Here is a 20,736-nt window from a genome sequence, read left to right as displayed (position 1 = left end):
CTCATGAAGTGGTCGCTGGCAATCGCCGCGCTGATCGCGCTGGCCAGCGCTGCGGTGGACGACTTCTCGCAGATGGTCGTGCTGCGCGCCTTGCTCGGCGCTGCCCTGGCGGGCTTGCCGGCGGCAGCGATGGCCTATCTCGGCGACGAGGTCGCGCCGCACGCTCAGGGCCGGGTGATGGGCCTTTACATCGCCGGCAATGCACTCGGCGGCATGAGCGGGCGGGTATTCAGTGGCCTGCTCGCGGATGTCGGCTCGTGGCGCATTGCGATGATCACGCTGGGCGGGCTCGGCTTGATCGCGGCAATCGCATTCTGGCGCATGCTTCCCGAGTCACGGCGCTTCCAGCCCCGCACGATCACGCCGCGCGCGGTGCTGGCCGACATCCGAACGATCTACGCCAACCCACGCCTTGTTGCGCTTTTCACCTGCGGCTTTCTGCTCATGGGCGCTTTCTTCGGCGTCTACAATTACCTCGGTTTCCGCCTGCAGGCGCCGCCTTTCTCTTTACCACAGAGTCTGTTGGGCGCGGTCTTCCTGCTCTACCTGATGGGCAGCGCGTCGTCGGCATGGGCAGGTCGACTGTCGGATCGCTATGGCCGCAACAACGTCGTCTGGGTGATGATGACGCTCGCCGGTCTTGGTCTGGCGACGACGCTGTCCAACAGCCTGCCGCTACTCATCGCCGGCGTCGCCGTCTTCACCTTCGGTTATTTCGGCGCCCACAGCACCGCCATCGGCTGGGTTGGGCAACTGGCGCGGGAGCGACGCGCCCTCGCGTCGGCGCTCTATCTCAGCAGCTACTACCTTGGCAGCAGCCTCGTCGGCAGTCTGACCGGCATCGCCTGGGACCGCAGCGGCTGGCCCGGCCTGACCCTCGCCGTCGGGTCGTGTCTCGGGCTGGCTCTGGTTATCGCCCTGTGGCTGAGATCGTCGGCGACACACGAAAGAACGACGGGCTAACCGACTGTGCGGATGCGCCCGCGATCATAGCAGCAGAGCCGGTTACGCCCGCCGTTCTTGGCCGCATACAAGGCCTTGTCGGCCGCATTGACCATGACGTCGTAGCTCCCCATTTCGGGTTCCTTGCACGCCAGACCGATGCTGACCGTGGTCTGCACATGCTCGTCGCCATGTACCAGCCTCAGGCCGGCTACCACGTTGCGCAGGCGTTCGGCAAAATCCCGCGCGGCCTGCATGCCGGTGTTGCGACAAACCACGATGAACTCCTCGCCGCCGAACCGGCAGACGCGGTCGTCCTTGCGCGAGATCTCTCGCAACAGCCGGCCGACCTCGGCAAGCATCCGGTCCCCGACGGCATGCCCATAGGTGTCGTTGAAACTCTTGAACGCATCGATGTCGAGCATCATCACCGCCATCGGCTCGCCAGACCGCTCGGCGCCGTTCCAGGCCTGCTCCAGACTTTCCATCGCAGCGCGGCGATTCGGCAGACCGGTGAGCATGTCAGTGTGCGCGTAATGCTCCAGCTTGCGGTTGCTGAGCGCCAGATCGGCTGCGGCCTGCTTGAGCTGCTCGCGATCGCGCTCCCAGGACTGCAGCAGACACACGTAGTGCTGAGCCGCCCGCATCCTCGCCTGCAGCGCACGCGCACTGACGGGTTTGAGTATGTAGTCGTCCACGCCCGCTTCGAAGGCGTGCACGACTTCGTCCTCGGCGTCGACTGCGGTCAGCATGATGACGTACATCGACTGCCCCCAATGCGTCTCGCGCAACGCTCGGCAGAACTCGAGCCCGTCCATCACTGGCATGCGCCAGTCGGTAATGACGATGTGCGGCATGGTTTCGAGCGCGAGCGCGAGACCTTCCTTGCCATTCGTGGCGACGAACACCTTGTGACCACCGATGCGCTCGAGCGCACTGACGAGCATCTGCCGCGTCAAGGGCTCGTCCTCGACGAGCAGCACTCTGAGCAACGGCGCTCCGGAAGCACGCTCATCCTCGCGCGGGGCGGGCGCCTGCGCCATGTCCGCAAACGTCGGCAAATCGCCCGCCGGCACCTCGAGCAGTTTGCCCCACTCGCGCCACCGCTGCATGATCTCGTCGATCATCGAACCGAGGGCGTCGCCATCGAGCCCGATGCGTCCGGCAAGGCGCAGCAGTTCTGCAATGGTGTCACTGCGCAAGCGCTCCCCGCCGCAGCTCAGGTCGGCGATGCGACGTCCGAAGTAAAGCAGGTGCGTGAGTTGATGCGGGCGAGAGCCATCCGAGAATCCGGCCTCCTCCGGCGCCTCGTGATAGAAGACCGGCTCGACCAGAGCCTGCGGCAGTCCGAAGCTGGTCAGAATCTCACGGGAGCACTGGTTGTGATCGAGATCCAGGGCGCCGCGCTCCAGTTCAACCAGCGCTCGGTCCGACTCGGGCGCTTGGGCGATGAGCTCCGAATACTCTCTGGGATAGGCGGTGGCCAGCGCCAGCCTGCCGATGCGCGCCATCAGGCCGCAGGCGAACAACTCGTCCGGCACCGCTGCCCGGGTTCGAACCGCAAGCTCGCGCATGGCCAGCGCCATCAGCAGCGAGTGCGACCAGAATTGCTGGTAGTCGAAGCGCTCGCAGGCGCCTTCTGAATACTGATCGATAAGGGCGAAGCCGGTTGCAAGATTGCGCACCGCCCGCATGCCAAGCCGCAGCACCGCCTCCTGCACCGCCACGACCGGGCGCACGCCCATCGCAGCCGAGTTCGCCAGATTCAGCAGACGGCCGCATAGGGCGGGATCGCGCTGCACGACCTCGGCCAGGTCGTCCATCGTTGTGTCGTCACTGCGGCACAGTTCCATGACCGCCAGCGCGACGCCTTTCGGGCTGGGCAGACGACCACTGATGCGGAGTTTTTCGAGGGACACTTGCGCAACCCGCTGCAAAATGAAGCATTCTAGCAGCCTGTGGGGATTGAGCGATCGTCGCGAGCCGGGTTGGACGGCAAGACCGGATTCAAATCGCACCCGCCCTGCGCAGACTGTCGATGACCTCGGGCCCGAACCCCCAGTCCACGAGCACGTCCTCGCCGCTCGCGCCCGGCCGGGGGGGCGTCGGGGCGCGGTTGCCGCTACGACTGAAACGCGGTGCCGGCGCCGGTTGCACCACGCCGTCAACCTCTACGAAGGTCCCGCGCGCCTGGTTGTGCGGGTGCATGGGCGCCTCGTCCATATCGAGCACCGGCGACACACAGGCATCACTGCCGGCGAATACCGCACACCAGTCGTCACGGCGCCTCGTCGCCAGGTGCTCTTCGAGCCGTCGCCGCAATTCCGGCCAGCATGCGCGATCGAACTGGCGCTCGAACAGCGGATCGTCGATGCCCGCAAGCTCCAGAAAACGCCGGTAAAAGGGTGGCTCGATGGGTCCGATGGCGAGATGCTTGTCGTCCGCACAACGGTAGGTGCCGTAGAAATGCGCGCCACCGTCCAGAAGATTGCTACCACGTTCCTGCTGCCACTCGCCCATGTGCTTCAGCGTGTAGATCATGCTGGCGAGCAGCGCCGAGCAATCCGTCATCGCCGCATCGACGACCTGCCCGCGACCGGAAGTGCGCGCCTCGACGAGTGCGGCGAGCATGCCGGCAACCAGCATCAGCGCACCGCCACCGTCGGCGACAAGATTGAGCGGCACCACGGGTTTGCCATCAGGCTCGCCGATGGCATGAAGCGCGCCCGACAGAGACAGGTAGTTGATATCGTGGCCCGCACTGTGTGCCATTGGCCCGGACTGGCCCCAGCCCGTCATCCGCCCGACCACCAGCGCCGGATTCACCTCGTGCAGCACATCCGGCCCGAGTCCAAGCCGCTCCAGCACGCCGGGGCGAAAGCCCTCCACGAGCATGTCCGCTGCGGCCACCAAACGACGCGCTGCCTCGAAACCCTCGGGCTTCTTGAGATCCAGGGACACGACCCGCCGGCTGCGGTTGAGAATATCGACGGCCGGATCGAAGATCTCGAACCCGCCTTCAGCACCAGCCGGGCGCTTGCGCTCGATGCGGACCACCTCCGCACCCATGTCGGCCAACATCATCGCCGCCATCGGCGCCGGTCCGAGCCCGGCGAACTCCACAACCCGCACCCCGGCCAGAGGCCCGTTGCCACCACTCCTGTCGTGCATTGCTCGATCTCCTTTCATCGCGCTGCCTGGCAGCCTGTCGGACTTGAGACTGATCTGCTGCGCCAGTGGGATGAGCGCGGCCCATATTCGCCCGTTTTTCGCAGCATGGAACCACTATGCACCTCGAAAACGAACGAATCCGGCTTCGCTTTCCCACCTGACTCGCGACGATCGCTCAAGCCCGACAGACCACTGGTTTCGTCACACCTTAGCAAAACGATAACTGCAGCGAAGCCGATAATTCGAGCCTCAGAAAAAATTCCGCGAACTTTTCTCGGCGACGTCTCTCATACGCTTGTCTGTTTTGTCCTAGACAAACTGACAATAAGAACTTACACCCCCAACCCCAAACAGACTTTCGGAGGTTCATCATGATTCGTCGCACTTTTCTGATGCTCGCTGCCACCGCCCTTCTCGCCGCCGGCGCACCTGCGATGGCCCACAACCACGGTGGCAAGAACATTGTCGAAACCGCACAGGCCAACGAGCAGTTCTCGATACTCGTCGAGGCGGTCGTCGCCGCCGATCTTGCCGGTGCGCTGTCCGGCGAAGGCCCGCTCACGGTATTCGCCCCCACCAATGACGCATTCGCCAAACTGCTCGAAGAGCTGGGCGTGACCAAGGAAGCGCTCCTCGCCGACACCGAGCTGCTCACCCAGGTACTGCTGTACCACGTGGTCGAGGGCAAGGTCATGAAAGCGGATGTCCCGGTCGGCAGCGCGATCCCCACGCTTCAGGGCGGAAGCTTCACGATCGACGAGTCACTGTCGATTACCGACGCCCGTGACCGCAAAGCCGGGATTGCTGCGACCGACGTCGAGACCAGCAACGGCGTGATCCACGTCATCGACACCGTCATCCTGCCCTGAGAGCAGCCCATACCTCCCTCGCCGGTTTGCCAACCGGCCCTTGCTGGCCAGCCGCTGGAGCGGCTGGCCTTTTTTACGTCCAATGGACATCGGCACAGAAGAGGTAGCCCGCACCGTAGACCGTGCGAATGAGGCGCGCCTGCTGGGGGTTTTCCTCGAGATGCTTGCGCAGCCGCGACACCCGCAGATCGATGCTGCGGTCAAGTGCATCGAGACTGCGGCCATCGAGCAGTTGCTCGCGCGAGAGGATCTGGTTGGGGCGTTCGAGAAAGCGCTTGAGCAGCGTGGCCTCGGCCAGACTCAGGGTTTCGCGTTTTCCGTCGAGCGCGGCAAGCTCATGGGTCGCGGTATCGAAACGCCAACTCGCGAACTCGGCTATCCGGGCGGCCTGCGGTGGCATCGTCTCGGCGCCGTAACGGCGCAGGATGCTGCGGACGCGGGCGATCAGCTCACGCGGCTCGAAGGGTTTGACCATGTAGTCATCCGCGCCGAGTTCCAGTCCGGTCACCCGGTCGAAAGTGTCGCCGCGACCGGTGAGGATCAGCAGGCCAAAGCGATGTCGGGTACGAATCTGCTGCAGAAGCTCGAAGCCGTCCATGTCCGGCAAACCCAGATCGAGCACACAGAGCCGCGGCGGACGCTGACGAATGCGGTCGAGTGCAGCCTGCCCGGCGGAGAAACACTCGGCGTCGAAATCGTACTTGCGCAGCGTCGTCAGGATGAGGCGTGCGACCTCCGCGTCATCCTCGACGACGTAGATCGGTTCAGCGCGCGCCGGCATCGACATCTCCCGCCGACATGAAGGGCACCAGACGCCCAAGTGCGGCATACAGCGCCTCACGCGTGAAAGGCTTGGACAGAATTGGCAAGGCGAGGTCCCCGGTAATCGAACCGGCCGCCTCGGTGTAGCCGCTCATCAGCACCACCGGCAACTCAGGCCTGAAGCCACGCGCGAATCGGGCGAGCGCGTGACCATCCATGCTGCCAGGCATGACCACATCACTGACCACCAGCGAGATCGCCGGAATCGTCTCCAGCATGTCGGCGGCATCCTCCCCGCTGTGTGCTTCGAGTACTGCGCATTCCAGTGCGGCAAGCTGCTTGCGTACCACACGACGCACTTCCGGGTCGTCCTCGACGAGCAACACCAGGCGATTGCGAAGCCAGTCGGCGGGGTCTCCGCCAGGAATCGGGTTTTCGTGCGCGCGCACGTCAGCCGGGTCGGCACACGGCAACAACAAGGCCACCGTCGTGCCGACCGCCTGACGGCTGCGAATACGCACGCCACCGCCGGACTGCTTGACGAAGCCATACACCATGGCCATTCCCAGACCACTGCCGCGTGACGCCTTCTTGGTGGTGAAGAACGGTTCGAAGACCCGGGCGAGCGTGCTGCCGTCCATTCCCTCGCCATTGTCGCTGACGGCGATCTGCACATAGGGGCCGGGCGGCAGCTCCATCGCTTCGGCCTCGCTGCGTGCGAGCTCGGTCACCGTCGCCTCGATTCGCATCAATCCACCGTGCGGCATCGCATCCTTTGCGTTCAACGCCAGATTCAGCAGCGCACTCTCGAGCTGATGCGGATCGGCCAACGCCACCGGCACCGGATGGGCAGTCAGCGACTCGATTCGAATGTTCTCCGGCACCGATCTGCTCAGCAAGCGGTTCAAGCTCTCGATCAATTCGTCGAGCGCGACCGGTCGAGGTGAAAGCGGCTGCTGACGCGCGAAGGCAAGCAGCCGCTTGATAAGCCCCGCGCTGCGGTCAGCCGCATGAAGCGCCGGCGTGAGGTATTCATGGATCACGGGATCATCGGTGCGCGCCTCGCGCAGTTCGGCCAGGTTGCCGGTGACCACCGTCAACATGTTGTTGAAATCGTGCGCCAGGCCACCTGTCAACTCGCCGATGGCTTCCATCTTCTGCGCCTGCGCCAGCACACTCTGCGTACGGCGCTGTTCGGTGATGTCCACCGCGTGCACGAAGCAGCCCAACACCTGGCCCGAGGGGCTGAAGTCGGGCAGCAGGGTACTGCGCGCATAGCGTTCGGTGCCGTCCGGGCCGGTAATCGAATACTCGTAACTGACCTCCTCGCCGCCAAGCGCGCGGCGCACATGCTCGGCGATCTGCTCGAATAGGCGCCCCCCGATCACGGTCGGGATCGCCTGGTCCGCAATGGTTTCGGCAGTCCAGCCGAACCACTCGGCGTAACGCCGGTTTGCGTATCGGTAGGCCCAGGCTTGATCGAAATAGGCGATGTGAGCCGGAATCGTATCGGTGATCTGCCGCAGCCGGCCTTCGCTGTAGCGCAGCGCGATCGTGATCTCACGGTTTCTCTCGATCGCCGCGGTGAGCTCCGCGTTCGCCCGCGTGAGCTCCGCAGTGCGGCGCTGGATATGCGCTTCGAGCTCAGCCTTGTCACGCTCGATACGATCCTGTCGATGCTGCTGGTCGGTGATATCGGCATAGAAGGTGACGAACCCGCTGCCGCCTGGAAGTGGCTGGCCACGAAGCTCGAGCACACGTCCGGTCGGTCGGACCCAGCGCGTATGGTGCGGCTCCAGACGTCGCGCCGCGGCCATGCGCGCCGCGACGATGGTTTCCAGATCGCCCTCGTCGTCCTTGCCATACTCGCCCCGCCGCACATTGAAACGCACGAAATCTTCATACGGCGTGCCTGGGCGCAACAGCGTGTCGGGAAAGTCCAGCATGTCGGCGAAACGGACATTCCAGGCAACCAGCCGGAAGTCCTGGTCGAACACGGTAACGCCCTGGTCGAAAAGATCGAGTGCGGCGCCAACCATGGTGCGATACGCCTCGGCGGGCACCGGTGTGCCCACTGCTGGGAGCGCGAGGAATGGGATCGAAGTCTGCGGATTCATGCCGGGGAAAGTGGGCTCAAGGGGCGCAAACCGGGCGCAGCCCGCTTACCAGTCCAGATTCTACCGCGCACCGCAGCACGGGTGCCGCCCGTCACCTGCGTTTCGACAAGATTCCGTACATTTCGGCGCAATTCTCGACAAGCTCTTTCGTCAAGCTCGCCGGCTACCCCCGCATGTCAAGACGGGTCAAGTGGAGAAGAGCAGATGCCGAGCAGCATTTACGATCAGGGCCTGGAACGCAACCCGGCCAACTATGTCCCGCTGTCGCCGCTGAGTTTCATCAAGCGCAGCGCCCAGGTCTATCCGCAGCGACTGTCGGTGGTGCACGGGTCGCGCAACTTCACCTGGTCGCAGACCTACGCCCGCTGCCGCCGGCTGGCAAGCGCATTGGCCCAGCAGGGCATCGGCCGGGGAGACACGGTCGCGGTGATGCTGCCCAATGTGCCGGCCATGGTCGAAGTGCATTTCGGCGTGCCGATGACCGGTGCGGTGCTCAACACGCTCAACACGCGGCTGGACGCCGATGCAATCGCCTTCATGCTCGGTCACGGCGAAGCCAAGGTGCTGATCACCGACCCCGAGTTCGCCGACACCATCCGTGCCGCACTCGACAAGCTCGACGGCCCGAAGCCGGTCGTGGTCGATGTGCTCGACCCCGAGTATCCGGGCACCGAACGGATCGGTGAGATCGAATACGAGGACTTCATCGCCGCCGGCGACCCGGATTTCGTCTGGACCCTGCCCAAGAACGAGTGGGACGCGATCGCACTCAACTACACCTCGGGCACTACCGGCAACCCGAAAGGCGTGGTCTATCACCACCGCGGCGCCTATCTCAACGCCACCTCCAACATCGTCAGCTGGGGCATGCCGCATCACGCGGTCTATCTGTGGACCCTGCCGATGTTCCATTGCAATGGCTGGTGCTTTCCGTGGACGCTGGCCGCGAATGCCGGCGTGAACGTGTGCCTGCGCAAGGTAGACCCCGCACTGATCTTCGAGCTGATCCGCCGCCACAAGGTGAGCCACCTGTGCGGTGCGCCCATCGTCTACGGCATGCTCATCAACGCCCCCGACGGCCTGCGCGCGGGCATCGAGCACAGCGTGTCCGGCCTGATAGCAGGGGCGGCCCCCCCGGCGGCGATCATCGAGGGTGCCGAGCGCATCGGCTTCGACATCACCCATGTCTACGGCCTCACCGAAACCTACGGCCCGGCCTCGGTGTGCGCCAAGCATCCGGAGTGGAACGATCTGCCGATCGACCGCCGTGCCGAGCGCAACGGCCGCCAGGGGGTGCGCTACCACATGCAGGAAGCCATCGCCGTCCTCGACCCGGAAACCATGCTGCCGGTGCCGGCTGACGGCGAGACCATGGGCGAGATCATGTTCCGCGGCAACCTGGTGATGAAGGGCTACCTGAAGAACGAGAAGGCGAGCAACGAAGCCTTCGCCGGCGGCTGGTTCCACACCGGGGACCTCGCGGTCATGCACCCGGACGGCTACGTCAAGATCAAGGACCGCTCCAAGGACATCATCATTTCCGGCGGCGAGAACATCTCTTCGCTCGAAGTCGAGGAAGTGCTCTACCGCCATCCGGCGGTGCTGACCGCCGCCGTGGTCGCCAAGCCCGACGAAAAGTGGGGCGAAGTGCCGGCGGCCTATGTCGAGGTCAAGGACGGCGCCAACGTCACCGCCGAAGACATCATCGAGCACTGCCGCGCCCACCTCGCGCGCTACAAGGTGCCCAAGCACATCGAATTCTGCGTCCTGCCCAAAACCTCGACCGGCAAGATCCAGAAGTTCGTATTGCGCCAGCAGGCCCAGTCGGCAGGCGCCATCGGTTGAATCCACTCCACATAAGCAGACCCATCCACCCGGGAGGAAATCCAAGTGCTGTTGAAACGCAAACACGGTGAGGAACATCCCTACTGGCCGGCCGGACCATTCAAGATCCGCCTACCCTTCATCCACTACCGCTGGGAAGTGCCCGAAACCATTCAGGCGCTGGTGATGTTCGTCGTCGCGATGGGCATGATCCCGCTTCTCGAGCGCTACCTCGGTCTGCCCTATGACGTGGCGCTCGCTTACGTCGTGATCTGCGGCATCGGCTTCATGCTGCCCAACCTGCTCGGGGTACCCTTCGTGCCGGGCTGGATCACACCGGCGATTCCGGTGGTGCTGCTGTTCATCGGCCAGTTCGAGCCCGGCCCGGACGCGATTCGCGCGCTGGTCGCACTGCAGTTGGTGGTGACCTTCATCTTCCTTTTCATGGCGGTCACACGCCTGGGCTCGAAGCTGGTGAACAACATCCCCAACTCGATCAAGGCCGGCATTCTGCTCGGCGCCGGTATCGCCGCGCTGTCCGGTGAGATCAGCCCGGGCGGTCGCGCCTACTCGACGCCGATCTCGCTCGGCATCGGTGGCCTGGTCACCGCCTACGTGCTGTTCTCGCTGTCGTTCCGCGACTGGACCGAGCAGCATCGCTGGGCCAAGATCGTCGCCAGCTACGGCATGGTGCCGGGCATGCTGATCGCGATGGCGATCGGCTGGGGCGTGGGCGAGTATGCGCTGCCGAGCATCGAATGGGGTATCGCCACGCCGGCCTTCGGTGAAATCTGGAACTACCTGCCCTTCACCGTCGGCTTCCCCGGCGTCGATCTGCTGATGCTGGCGATTCCGACCGCGATCATCGCCTACATCATCGCCTTCGGCGACATCATCGTCGGCCAGAGTCTGCTCGCACGTGTCGACCACCTTCGGCCGGACGAGAAGATCGAGGTCAACGTCGACCGGGTGCATCTGGTCACCGGCATCCGCAATGGCATCCATGCGCTGTTCGCGCCTTACCCGGGACTGGCCGGCCCGTTGTTCACCGGCGCGATGGCGACCATCGCCGAACGCTACCGCTATGGCCGCGGCGCGATGGACACCATCTACTCGGGCGCCGGCATCTTCTGGATCGTCGGCTTCATCGCGCTGTTTCTGCTGCCACTGATCACCCTGTTCCGCCCGGTGCTGCCGATCGCGCTGTCGATCACGCTGTTGATTACCGGCTATTTGTGTATCGCGGTCGCGGTCGAGCAGATCGACAACGCCACCTCCATGTGTGTGGCCGGGGTAATGGGCGTAGTGCTCGCCACCCACGGCGCGGCCTGGGGCCTCGGCGCCGGGCTGGTGATGTGGTTGCTGATCGAGCGCCGCAGCAAGCAGGCGCCCGCCGACGAGCCGATCCACGTCGAGGACAACATGCCGCACGAACCGGACCCCGAGGATCCGGTGCCGGCCAAGGCATCCTGAAGCGGCACGCGCCGCTCATCGCCCGGTGGCCCGCCCACCGGGCCAACGACTCCCAGGAGCTAACATGAAACCCAAGCACACCCTCGCGATCCTTGCCACGCTGATGGGCAGCCTGATGGCAGCAGCCCCCGCTACCGCGCAGGAGATCCAGTGGCGCGAAGCGTGGATGCCGGCCTATTCGGTCGAGATGACCAACACCCCGCTCTTCGCGACGCTGGTGAATCTGTCACAGCGCAACGATCGTCTCATCGCGGTGCGCAGCGATCAGGCGGAGCAGGTCAGCATCCGGGCCCTGCAACAGGTCGACGGCACGCTGCGCGAAGTCGTGCTCGACAGCCTCGAGCTGCCTGCCGGTGTGCCGATCACACTGGGAAGCGACACTGCCTGGTTGCTGCTCGAGAATACCCGTACGCCGGTCCGCGCGCGCAGCACGCACACCGTGACGCTGGTCTTCGAGCATGCAGGCGAGGTGAGCAGACGGGTTCGCGCCACGCCGGTCCGCTTCCCGGCCGAGCGGGTCGAGGACATCCATTCCGACCCACTGCAACGCCCGGTGACCGCTCCCCGCTCGGAAGGCCTGGACGACGCTCTTCGCAGCGATCCATTCCTGCGCTGAGCGCCTGCCGTCTCGTCCCCGAGGCCGGTTCCGACATCAGTCGGACCGGCCTCACTTGCTTCTTTAGACCTCCGCACCGCGCGCCATCTGCCGACGTGCGCCATTGGCGCCAACTGCGTTATGCTCGCGCTCAATGAACATCGAAACCCTGCTCTACACGATCGGTATCGCCGCAGTGGCGGTCAATGCCTCTTCCGGCGTGCTGGAAGCCGGCAGGCGGCCGTTCGATCTCTTCGGTATGGTGGTCGTGGCGCTGGCCGCGGCACTCGGTGGCGGCACGTTGCGCGACGTGATGCTCGACCGCACGGTATTCTGGATCGCCGATCAAACCTATCTGATCGCCGCGATCGTCGCCGGCATGGCCACTTTCACGCTGGTACGCCTGGTGCGCTTGCCGACCAAGCTCTTCCTCCTGCCCGATGCGATCGGTCTTGCCTTGTTCACTGTGAGCGGCACGCAGGCCGCGCTTTCGGTCGGAGCGCCCTGGCTCGTGGCGAGCCTGATGGGTGTGGTCACCGGCGTATTCGGCGGCATCCTGCGCGACATGTTGTGCAATGAGGTGCCACTGGTGTTCAGTGGCGAGCTGTACGCCACCGCATCGTGGGCCGGCGCGCTGTTGCTGGTTGGATTGGTCGTTGCCGGTGTCGGCGCCGGCTGGGCGGCGCTCGCCGGAGGCGGACTCGTCCTCGTCATACGCCTCGGTGCGATCGTCTTCGGATGGCGACTGCCGGTGTTCACAGCACGCAAATGACCTTCACGGGAAATTGATCGAGATCAAAACGTGATATTCCACCGAGCCGAGGCCCGGATCGCAGTGATATGCTGAAACGCTCAATTTCGCTCGACTATCCGTGAATCTAAAGACGAAATCCTCGCTGGCCGCGGCCATTCTGCTCATTGCGCTGTTCGGCTCCGGACTGCTGGTACAGGATTATCTGATTCAGACCTCGCTCAAGCGCAGCATCGCGGAGCAGCAGTCGGCAATGGTGGCGGGTATCGCAGACGAGGTCGATCAAAGGGTTCGGATCAACCTCGATGCACTCTCACGCGTGGCCTCGAGCATGGACCATGCGCTATTGGAAGACGCCAATGCGTTGAACGCCTATCTCGCCGTGCAACAGGGCAGCCTGGCCTTGTTCGACGCGCTGATCGTCGTCTCTCCGGCGCTGAAAGTGCTCGGCGACATGCCGGCATTGCCGGGTCGTGCAGGCACCGACGTTTCTTCGCTGCCACACTTGCGCAAAGTCATCGACACCGGGAAGCCGGTCATCTCGGCACCGTTCAAGGGCAGGGTCACCGGCAGCCCGATGGTCGCCATGTCGGTACCGATCTCCGATCCGGACGGCACGCTGAGCGGCATTCTGACCGGCTCGCTCGACCTCCTCGCGCCTCGCTTTCTCGGCTCCCTGAGCCAGCGCGCCTACGGACAGCGCGGCCACTTCATCATCACGACCCAGGACAGGCTGACGCTGGTCGGTGGCGAGAACCGCACGCCTCTCGAGATCTATCTCCCTGCCGGAACGAGCCCGGTCTTCGATCAGGCGCTTGCCGGTTGGGAGGGAACCGGTATCGGCGTGATGAACAATGGCGAGACCAAGCTCATGAGTTTCCGGACCCTGGGAACCACCGGCTGGATTCTCGGCGCGATCATGCCGGCAGACGAAGCCTTCGCAGCGGTGGCGGATTCCCGGCGAACTGCCATTCTATTGCTGTTCGCTTCCTCGATTCTGGTCGGTCTGCTGGTATGGCTTGCGATGCGCATGGCGCTGGGACGACTCATCGCGCTGCGTGACGACATTGTCAGGGCACGCACGCACCCCGCCGACAGCAACCGCGCCGACTATGGTTACGACGAGATCGGCGATGTCGCTGCGAGCTTCTTCAACGTGTTCGACGACCTGGCCCGATCGCAGAAGGAGAGCCATGAACGGGCCGACGAGCTGCAGTCCATCCTCGATGCCTGCCCAATCGGAATCGCGATCACGCAGGATGGCCGTATCACCCGTCTCAATCCTGCGTTCGAACTGATCTTCGGCTTCAGTGAAGACACCTTGTCGGGCGAGACGCTGGAGCGCGTCCATGACGATGCCGACGACTACCGGGAAACCCAGGAGCGTGTACGCAGCGGAATACGCACCGGCAAGACGCTGACAATGGAAAGGCAGTTCACCAGGCAATGCGGCGAACGCTTCTGGGCGCGTGCCTACGTCCGGCAGCTTGACCCGGAAGACGTGGCCAAGGGCATCGTCATGCTCGTCGAGGACATCAGCGAACGCCGTGCGAACGAAGAACGCATCCGCTTCCTGGCCGAGCACGACTCCCTGACCGGCTTGCCGAACCGTCTGCTGTTCAACGATCGCCTGACCATGGCGATGGCCGGTGCCCGGCGGCGCAGGGGCAGGCTCGCCCTGATGTTCCTCGACGTCGACCGTTTCAAGAACATCAACGATTCGCTCGGCCACCACGTGGGAGACCAGGTACTCGTACAGATCGCCCGACGCATAAAATCGGTGCTGCGCGAAACCGACACCGTCGGCCGGCCGGGCGGCGACGAATTCGCTCTGCTGCTCCCCGAGATTGCCAGCGAAGACGACGCGGCGCACGTGGCCGCCAAGGTACTGGCTTGTCTCGCCGAACCATGTGTCGTCTCGGATCGTCAGCTGGCGGTGACTGCCAGCATCGGCATCGCGCTGTACCCGGACGACGGCGGCGACGCCGAAACCCTGTCGGCCAATGCCGATGCCGCGATGTATCACAGCAAGGACGAGGGCCGTAACAACTATGCCTTCTTCCGCACCGAGATGAATGAACGTGTGCTCGAACGCATGCAGCTCGAGAATGCATTGCGCAACGCGCTTCGCGAAGAGCAGTTCGAGCTGCACTACCAACCTCAGGTGGACAGCGCGAATCAAAGTATCGTCGGCTTCGAGGCTCTCGTCCGCTGGCATCACCCTCAGCAGGGCATGATCTCCCCGGCGCGCTTCATTCCGGTGGCGGAAGAAACCGGTCTGATCGTCCAGCTCGGGGACTGGGTGCTGAACGAAGCCTGCCGCCAGAACCTCGCATGGCAGGCTGCCGGGCTTCCGCCGATTCCGGTGGCGGTCAACATTTCCCCGCTGCAGTTCCGGCAAAGCGAGTTCGCCGCAACGGTCGCGCGCGTACTCGCGCACACAGGGCTGCCCCCCGAGTGCCTCGAGCTCGAGCTGACCGAAGGCGTGATGATGGATGCCGCCGAACGCAACATCGAAACCCTGCGCCGATTGCGTGCTCTCGGCGTGAAGCTTTCGATCGATGATTTCGGCACCGGATATTCATCCCTCGCCTATCTGAAGCGATTGCCGATCGACACCCTCAAGATCGACCAGGCGTTCGTACGCGACGTGGTCGACGACACCGACGACGCGGCAATCATCACCACCATCATCGGTCTGGCCAACAACATGAGACTGCGCGTAGTCGCCGAAGGCGTCGAGAACGAGTCGCAGATGCGTTTTCTGATCGCCGGCGGCTGTGGCTTCCAGCAGGGCTACCTTTTCTCGCGGCCTTTACCCGGCGCGGAGTTCGAGAGCTTTTGGCGAAGACGGCTGTCGAACGCCGTCAATGCGGATTGATCGACAGACGAGTGTCCGTCGTCTCCAGGCCACGCCAGCGCAACTCGCCGATCATGAGTTCAGCGCTGAGTGGCCATGAGCGCCACGGAGCGAGATCGGGCGGGGCGTCGGAAGCGGCGACGCCCAGATAGCCGTCGAGATCCAACCGGTCCATTCGGAGATCGACATGTAGCGGCCGCAAGTCGTGGGCATCGAAGCGCCAGGTGCCTGCCAGTTCACTGTCATCGAATCGCCCGGCAACCGCTCCCTGCGCCCGGCTCGCCCGGGGCCACCAATCGATGCGGGTGTCCACTTCAGTGAAAATCTCGCCGGCGTCCGCCCTCGGGGGTGGGAGGCGCAATCCCAGCCGCCCTTTTGCCTGCACATGCTCAGCACCGTCGTCATCGATCGCGTAATCGATACGACCATCGAAGTCACCCGTTGCATCGAGCGGGCCGGCCAGCGTCAGCGAGATCGCTAGTTCGGCATGGATTCCATCGCGAGCCGTCGCCCGCAACTGCCGAAGCCGAATGTCACCGACAGCACGATTGACACCGTCCTCGAACGCCGTTTCCCCCGTCAGCTCGGTCGCGATGAGTTCATCGCCCGTGAGCACCAGTTCGGCAGCCGAGGAAGCGTGGCGGAAGGCCTGTTCGGCACCGCGCATCTTCACGGCGAGATCGAGGCCCCGTGCGCGTGTCTCGTCGTCCGCCACAAGCAGTTCGCTGACCACTAGATCCAGCTCGACCGCATCGAAGGTGTCAGCAGTCCCGTCGAAACGCAATGCCGCGTCACGCAGTCTCACACCCGAGTCCTCGATCTCGAACTCGCCTTGTTGCGAAAGCCGCCCTGCCATCGAAAAACCCTGCACCATCGCCCTAAGCTCGGCGTCGATGACGATCCTTCCGGGCCGGGAACGGTCCAAAGGCATCTCGAGTTCGACCATCACGCGGTCAACATCCACCGGGCTTGGCCCAGCGAGCGACAGCCGGCCATCGCGAACGACGATCCGGCGAACCACCGGCGGCGCTGAGGAAGCGGCGCCACGACTCGGGACCAGCCAGGCATCGGCGGACAACCACCGCGCCGGGTCATTGCCCAGCATGATCTCAGGCCGCTCGAGCACAACCCGCTCGACCACCAGCAACTGGTTGCGCAAGGCCTCGACATCGACCTCGAGCACCAGACGCTCATTGCGAATCAAGGCTGTGCCACCATCGATGACCGAGAGCCCATCCAGCATGAGCCTGGGCTGAGGCCACACCTGCCACACCAGCGGGCCCTCAATGCGCACATCGGGCGCCAGCGCGGCATCGAGCGCGGCTTCGATTCGCTGGACGACCCAGCGCTCGATTCCCGGGCGGGCCAGATAGAAAGTGGCGAGCAACAACATGACCAGCACGAGCACAACAGCGCCGACAACGCGCCAGATCCGAAACGGATGAACTGACATGGCGCTCATGCGGCCGGCAGACGCAGCGTGAACACGCTTCCCTTCTCCGGTTCACTGACGAGCGACACTGAACCTCCATGACCCTCGGCAACAGTTCTGACCATCAGCAGACCCAGGCCAACACCACCAAGCCTGCCCTTGCCTGCGCCGGTAGCAAAAGGCTGGAAGAGACGCTCACGCATATCCGCTTCTATCCCGCTGCCGTTATCCTCGACGTGGATCAGCCAATCGCTGCCATCTCGCTCGTAGCTCACGCTCACCCGACCACCCGCCGCCGTATGCTTGATGGCGTTGGTCAGCAGATTGATCAGTGCCCGCCTGAGGAGATCCGCGTCCCCATTGACCTGGGCCTCGTCGGACTCCGCAGCCGACTCGAGCCCGGTGACGAGTTCGATACCGGCTGCACTCGCCAGCGACCAGACTTCGTCGGTGGCGTCGAGAAGCAGAATATCGAGCTGCACTGGCTCAAAGCGGGCTGGATCAGAATTTTCCGCCTTGGCGAGCCGGATCAGATTGTCCGCAAGCTCGAGCGCAGTGCGCGCCTGGCGCTCGACCCGCGCGACGAAGCTGTTCTCGCCCCCCGCTGGCGTTCCGGTGCGTTCGATTTCGGCCAGGGTGAGTATCGCCGCCATCGGCGCCCTCAGATCGTGCGAAAGGAAGTGCAGCGTCTGGTCGCGGCTGCGCTGCGCTCTGCGCAACTCTGCAAGATCGTCGACGCCAACCACCGTGCCCATCGGAAGGCCATCCTCATCCATCAGATTCGCAGCCGAAACGAGCACGACCCGCCCCGGACCGAGCACCACTTCGATCTGGACTGTTTCCGACGACAAGGAGTCGGCCAGCGCACCCTCCGGCCAGGGCATTGCCGCCAGGGTCGCCCGAATCGCCCAGTCCTCGTCGACACCAAGCAGCGCGCGCGCACGCGGATTGCAGAGCCGCAGCTGCCCCCGGGTATCGATCACCACGGCCCCCACAGGCAGGCGGTCGAGGGTGTCGGCCACGAAACGCTGCAGTGCTCGCTGTCGCTGCGCAGCCTCGCGAACCACCGAGATTCGGGCGCGGAAGCGGTCGGGCACCTGCTCCGGCGACTGCTGCGGCAATACCGGGGCGAAATGGGTGCCGACCTCCTGCAGTGCGCGCAACTCTGCATCCAGATAGTTCTGGGCGCTCTCGAGGCGGCGCCAGCTCCACAACGGATAAACGAGTATCCCGGCAAGCATCGCACCCGCAGGCGGCAACCATAGACTGCCCAGCGCGAGCAATGCGATGGCCCCGGTGAGCACGACGAGCATGAAGGCGAATGTCGCGAGCAACGCCACCCTCGGCGAAGAGCGAAGCAGGATCAGCGACAACAAGACAATGATGATGACTGCCAGGGCCGACAAGGTGTTGCGTTCCAGCATCGCAATGCGGTCGCCATGGCGTAGCGCCTGAAAGAGCGTGGCGTGAATCTCGACGCCAGGCATCAATCGAGCGTGACCCGAGGTTGGCGTCGGCACCATGTCACCCATGCCCACGGCGGTCGCACCGACGAATATCATCGCCCCACTCAGTTCAGCCGGATCGACATCGCCACGCAGGATATCGACGTAGGAAACATGACGGTACGTGCCCGGCGGACCGATGAACGGAATCCGCAGCCAATCGGCCCGCCGCCAGCCCGGGGCCATGCTTTCGCCCGGCGGTTCGAAGCCCTGAGCTACATGCGGCGAATGCAACTTCAGCGCCGCCAGCGCGAACTGGGGATGGTGCGCCCGGTTCATCCCTTCCCACAGGTAGACGCTGCGTGCGATTCCGTCTGGGTCGAGCTCGATGTGAATATGGCCGAGCGCAGCAGCCGCCTCGGCGAAGGGCTTCGCCGGCAATCCCTCGCCATCTCCACGCGCACCATAGGCGACATGAGTCACCGGCAGGACGACTGCACCGTGGGCGGCAATTGCCTCGGCGAGCACCTGATCGGCGAGCGGATTGTCGCGGACTGACTCGTGCAGAATGATGTCGAAGGCAACAACCGCCGCGCCTGCTTCAGTCAGGCGCTCCAGCAGGGCTGCATGGACGGCCCGGCTCCACGGCCAGCGACCGATCTCGAGCAGGCTGCGGTCGTCGATCGCCACGACGACCACATCTGGCTCGGGCGTATCGCGGCGCAGCTCGAGCGCTGCGTCGTAGATCAGACCATCGATCCGCCACAGCCAGTTCTGCGTCGTTGCCGTAGCCGCAATCCCGGCGCACAGCAGGGTCACGAGCAGCCATTCGACAAGCGTGCGACTGATCGCGAGCGGGTGCGGACTCACAGTGCCAGCAGGGGTAGCAACAACATCCACCACGGGAACCTGGCCGGCACAATGACACTCTGGCCGGCGGTCCACGGACCGACGAAGCCGTCTGGATCGATCGCCCGGACACGAATCCAGTAGGTGTCCGGACCGGGTTTGGCGACTGCCCATTCCGGCAGCTCGGTGGAGGCCGAATGAATCACTCGGCTGAAATCCGGATCGGACGCGAACTCGACGTCGAAGCGCTGACCCGGCTCGCCCGACCAGCGGAACACCATCTCTTCATCACCCATCTCCGGCGGCTCAGGCTCGGAGGGTGGGGGTCGCACCTCGAAACCCGCCGCGTCCGACCACGGGCCACGATCCCCATCCGGGCGAATGCTGGCGATACGCCAGGTGTAGAGCCCGGGTTCCAGCTTCACCTCGGCGGCCGTGCCGGCCACTGCCACATCGTCGTGGATGAATACGGACGCGTCTCCGACCTCGGCCACCTGCAAATGGTAGCGCCCGGCCTCCGGCGCGGCCGCCCATTCGAACCGCACCACTCCGGCCGGCGCCTTGCCATCGGCTCTGGGCATGGACATGAAGGGTGGTTCCGGTCGTGCCTTGAGGGTGAAGCGATGTTCAGCATCCTGTCCCTCGATACCATCCGCATCCACACCTCGCAAGCGCATCACATAGGCACCGTCGTCCAGACCGGCAATTCGAAACTGCCCCGAAAACACCTCGTCAAACAACATTGCGCGGGTCCCGGTGGCTCGAACCTGCACCCGAAAGGCGCTCGCTCCGGCCAGTGCCGGCGGCTCGATGCGCAGCAGCGGACGCTCGAACAACACCGGCAGGGCATCGACTGCAGGCGGCTCCAGCAATGGCACCGGCGCCGGCAGGCGCTCTCCGCTGCGTGCGACCAGACCGAAACCACCCGTCAAGTCGCGTGCCGGCCCCGGGGCCGGCCCGGCGCGCACGACACGTATCGTGCCACTGGTGACCTCCGCACGGCTTGCACCCTCTTCCGGAGCAGCGCTGACACGGAAGTCCGTGCCTCGCACACCGATCACCGCCGTGGGCGTGTCGATGCGGTAACGGGCAGCCGGACCGCGCTGCGGCACGACACGAGACTCCACCCGCCCTTGCTCGAGATCGACACCGAGATCCTGGGTATCGGTTCCAGCATAACCCTGCAGGGTATCGATTCGCGCCCGGCTCCGCGCCGGCAGGGAAAGCTCCGAGCCATCCGGCAGCCGAATCACGACGTGCCCGGTTTCACCGGTCTGCAAGGTCACGCCGGCACCGATGCGGTCACCCTCCACGATGAGCACGTCGTTCGCCTGCGCGTGACCGGTCACTTCGACGACTTCTGCCTCTCTTGGCACGGGTCGCAAAAGCCGGACCGGGATGCGCAGCTGAGTGCCGATCGGGATGCGGCGATCATCAACGATGCCGTTCAGGCGCTGCAGCACAACCCAGTCTGCCGGTCTTGCGAGCAGCGCCTCACCCAGACCGATCAGCGTGTCACCCGGCTGGACCTCGTAACGAATCTCGTCGAACGAAAGCGACGGCAGCGCCGCCAGGGCCACGATCGCGCCGGCAACCCAGCGCTTCAGAAAGGTCTTGGCAGACATCGCGAGACTCCAGATGCGAGA

General features: G+C 64.5%; 14 protein-coding genes. 7 read left to right on the top strand and 7 right to left on the bottom strand.

Going from position 1 to position 20,736, the window contains the following annotated elements; genetic code table 11:
- The coding region (locus GPA21_RS06845) for an MFS transporter (RefSeq protein ID WP_168987468.1) at positions 1–963 on the top strand (963 nt) is incomplete at its 5' end.
- Here the strand turns inward: GPA21_RS06845 and GPA21_RS06840 are convergent.
- The gene (locus GPA21_RS06840; RefSeq protein ID WP_339379847.1) at positions 960–2,861 is read right to left on the bottom strand and encodes a GGDEF domain-containing response regulator; all 1,902 of its coding nucleotides are present in this window, start codon (positions 2,859–2,861) and stop codon (positions 960–962) included. The two genes, GPA21_RS06845 and GPA21_RS06840, sit on opposite strands and share 4 nt — an antisense overlap.
- 88 nt (positions 2,862–2,949) lie before the next feature.
- Complete coding sequence (locus GPA21_RS06835; protein ID WP_168987467.1) at positions 2,950–4,113, bottom strand: CaiB/BaiF CoA transferase family protein; 1,164 nt, start codon at positions 4,111–4,113, stop codon at positions 2,950–2,952.
- 371 nt (positions 4,114–4,484) lie between these two features.
- Here GPA21_RS06835 and GPA21_RS06830 point away from each other — a divergent pair, with 371 nt between their 5' ends.
- Positions 4,485–4,982 carry a fasciclin domain-containing protein gene (locus GPA21_RS06830; RefSeq protein WP_168987466.1) on the top strand — a complete coding sequence of 166 codons (498 nt, stop codon included), beginning with the start codon at positions 4,485–4,487 and terminating at the stop codon, positions 4,980–4,982.
- A gap of 73 nt (positions 4,983–5,055) precedes the next feature.
- On the opposite strand, the gene GPA21_RS06825 is transcribed toward GPA21_RS06830, so the two are convergent.
- Both GPA21_RS06825 and GPA21_RS06820 read right to left on the bottom strand, forming a co-directional pair.
- Positions 5,056–5,763, bottom strand: a complete 708-nt coding sequence (locus GPA21_RS06825; RefSeq protein ID WP_422614189.1) for a response regulator transcription factor — start codon at positions 5,761–5,763, stop codon at positions 5,056–5,058.
- Positions 5,747–7,861, bottom strand: a complete 2,115-nt coding sequence (locus GPA21_RS06820; protein WP_281355918.1) for a PAS-domain containing protein — start codon at positions 7,859–7,861, stop codon at positions 5,747–5,749. Before GPA21_RS06820 ends, GPA21_RS06825 begins: the two co-directional genes overlap by 17 nt.
- A 204-nt stretch (positions 7,862–8,065) precedes the next feature.
- Here GPA21_RS06820 and GPA21_RS06815 point away from each other — a divergent pair, with 204 nt between their 5' ends.
- The 5 genes from GPA21_RS06815 to GPA21_RS06795 all read left to right on the top strand — a co-directional run bounded on the left by GPA21_RS06815 (position 8,066) and on the right by GPA21_RS06795 (position 15,385).
- The gene (locus GPA21_RS06815) at positions 8,066–9,706 is read left to right on the top strand and encodes an acyl-CoA synthetase (RefSeq protein ID WP_168987464.1); all 1,641 of its coding nucleotides are present in this window, start codon (positions 8,066–8,068) and stop codon (positions 9,704–9,706) included.
- 45 nt (positions 9,707–9,751) lie between these two features.
- Positions 9,752–11,158 carry a permease family protein gene (locus GPA21_RS06810; RefSeq protein ID WP_168987463.1) on the top strand — a complete coding sequence of 469 codons (1,407 nt, stop codon included), beginning with the start codon at positions 9,752–9,754 and terminating at the stop codon, positions 11,156–11,158.
- 64 nt (positions 11,159–11,222) lie between these two features.
- Positions 11,223–11,774, top strand: a complete 552-nt coding sequence (locus GPA21_RS06805) for a copper chaperone PCu(A)C (protein WP_168987462.1) — start codon at positions 11,223–11,225, stop codon at positions 11,772–11,774.
- 133 nt (positions 11,775–11,907) lie between these two features.
- Positions 11,908–12,525: a trimeric intracellular cation channel family protein gene (locus GPA21_RS06800; protein ID WP_168987461.1), complete on the top strand. Its 618-nt coding sequence runs from the start codon at positions 11,908–11,910 to the stop codon at positions 12,523–12,525.
- A 100-nt stretch (positions 12,526–12,625) separates the two neighbouring features.
- Positions 12,626–15,385 (top strand): EAL domain-containing protein, encoded by a 2,760-nt coding sequence (locus GPA21_RS06795; RefSeq protein WP_168987460.1) that lies wholly within the window; start codon positions 12,626–12,628, stop codon positions 15,383–15,385.
- Here the strand turns inward: GPA21_RS06795 and GPA21_RS06790 are convergent.
- The 3 genes from GPA21_RS06790 to GPA21_RS06780 are packed head-to-tail and all read right to left on the bottom strand — an operon-like array spanning position 15,372 to position 20,715.
- Positions 15,372–16,826 (bottom strand): AsmA family protein, encoded by a 1,455-nt coding sequence (locus GPA21_RS06790; RefSeq protein ID WP_168987459.1) that lies wholly within the window; start codon positions 16,824–16,826, stop codon positions 15,372–15,374. The two genes, GPA21_RS06795 and GPA21_RS06790, sit on opposite strands and share 14 nt — an antisense overlap.
- Positions 16,823–19,141, bottom strand: coding sequence for a CHASE2 domain-containing protein (locus GPA21_RS06785; protein WP_168987458.1), 2,319 nt, complete (start codon positions 19,139–19,141; stop codon positions 16,823–16,825). The genes GPA21_RS06790 and GPA21_RS06785 overlap by 4 nt, the downstream gene beginning before the upstream one ends.
- Positions 19,108–20,715: a FecR domain-containing protein gene (locus tag GPA21_RS06780; RefSeq protein WP_168987457.1), complete on the bottom strand. Its 1,608-nt coding sequence runs from the start codon at positions 20,713–20,715 to the stop codon at positions 19,108–19,110. Before GPA21_RS06780 ends, GPA21_RS06785 begins: the two co-directional genes overlap by 34 nt.
- Between the last annotated feature and the right edge of the window lie 21 nt (positions 20,716–20,736).

The sequence above is a fragment of the Azoarcus taiwanensis genome, from assembly GCF_012910885.1.
GTDB classification, from domain to species: Bacteria; Pseudomonadota; Gammaproteobacteria; order Burkholderiales; family Rhodocyclaceae; genus Azoarcus_F; species Azoarcus_F taiwanensis.
The sequence above is the reverse complement of the archived record's forward strand: the minus strand, read 5'-3'. Positions and strand labels throughout refer to the sequence as shown.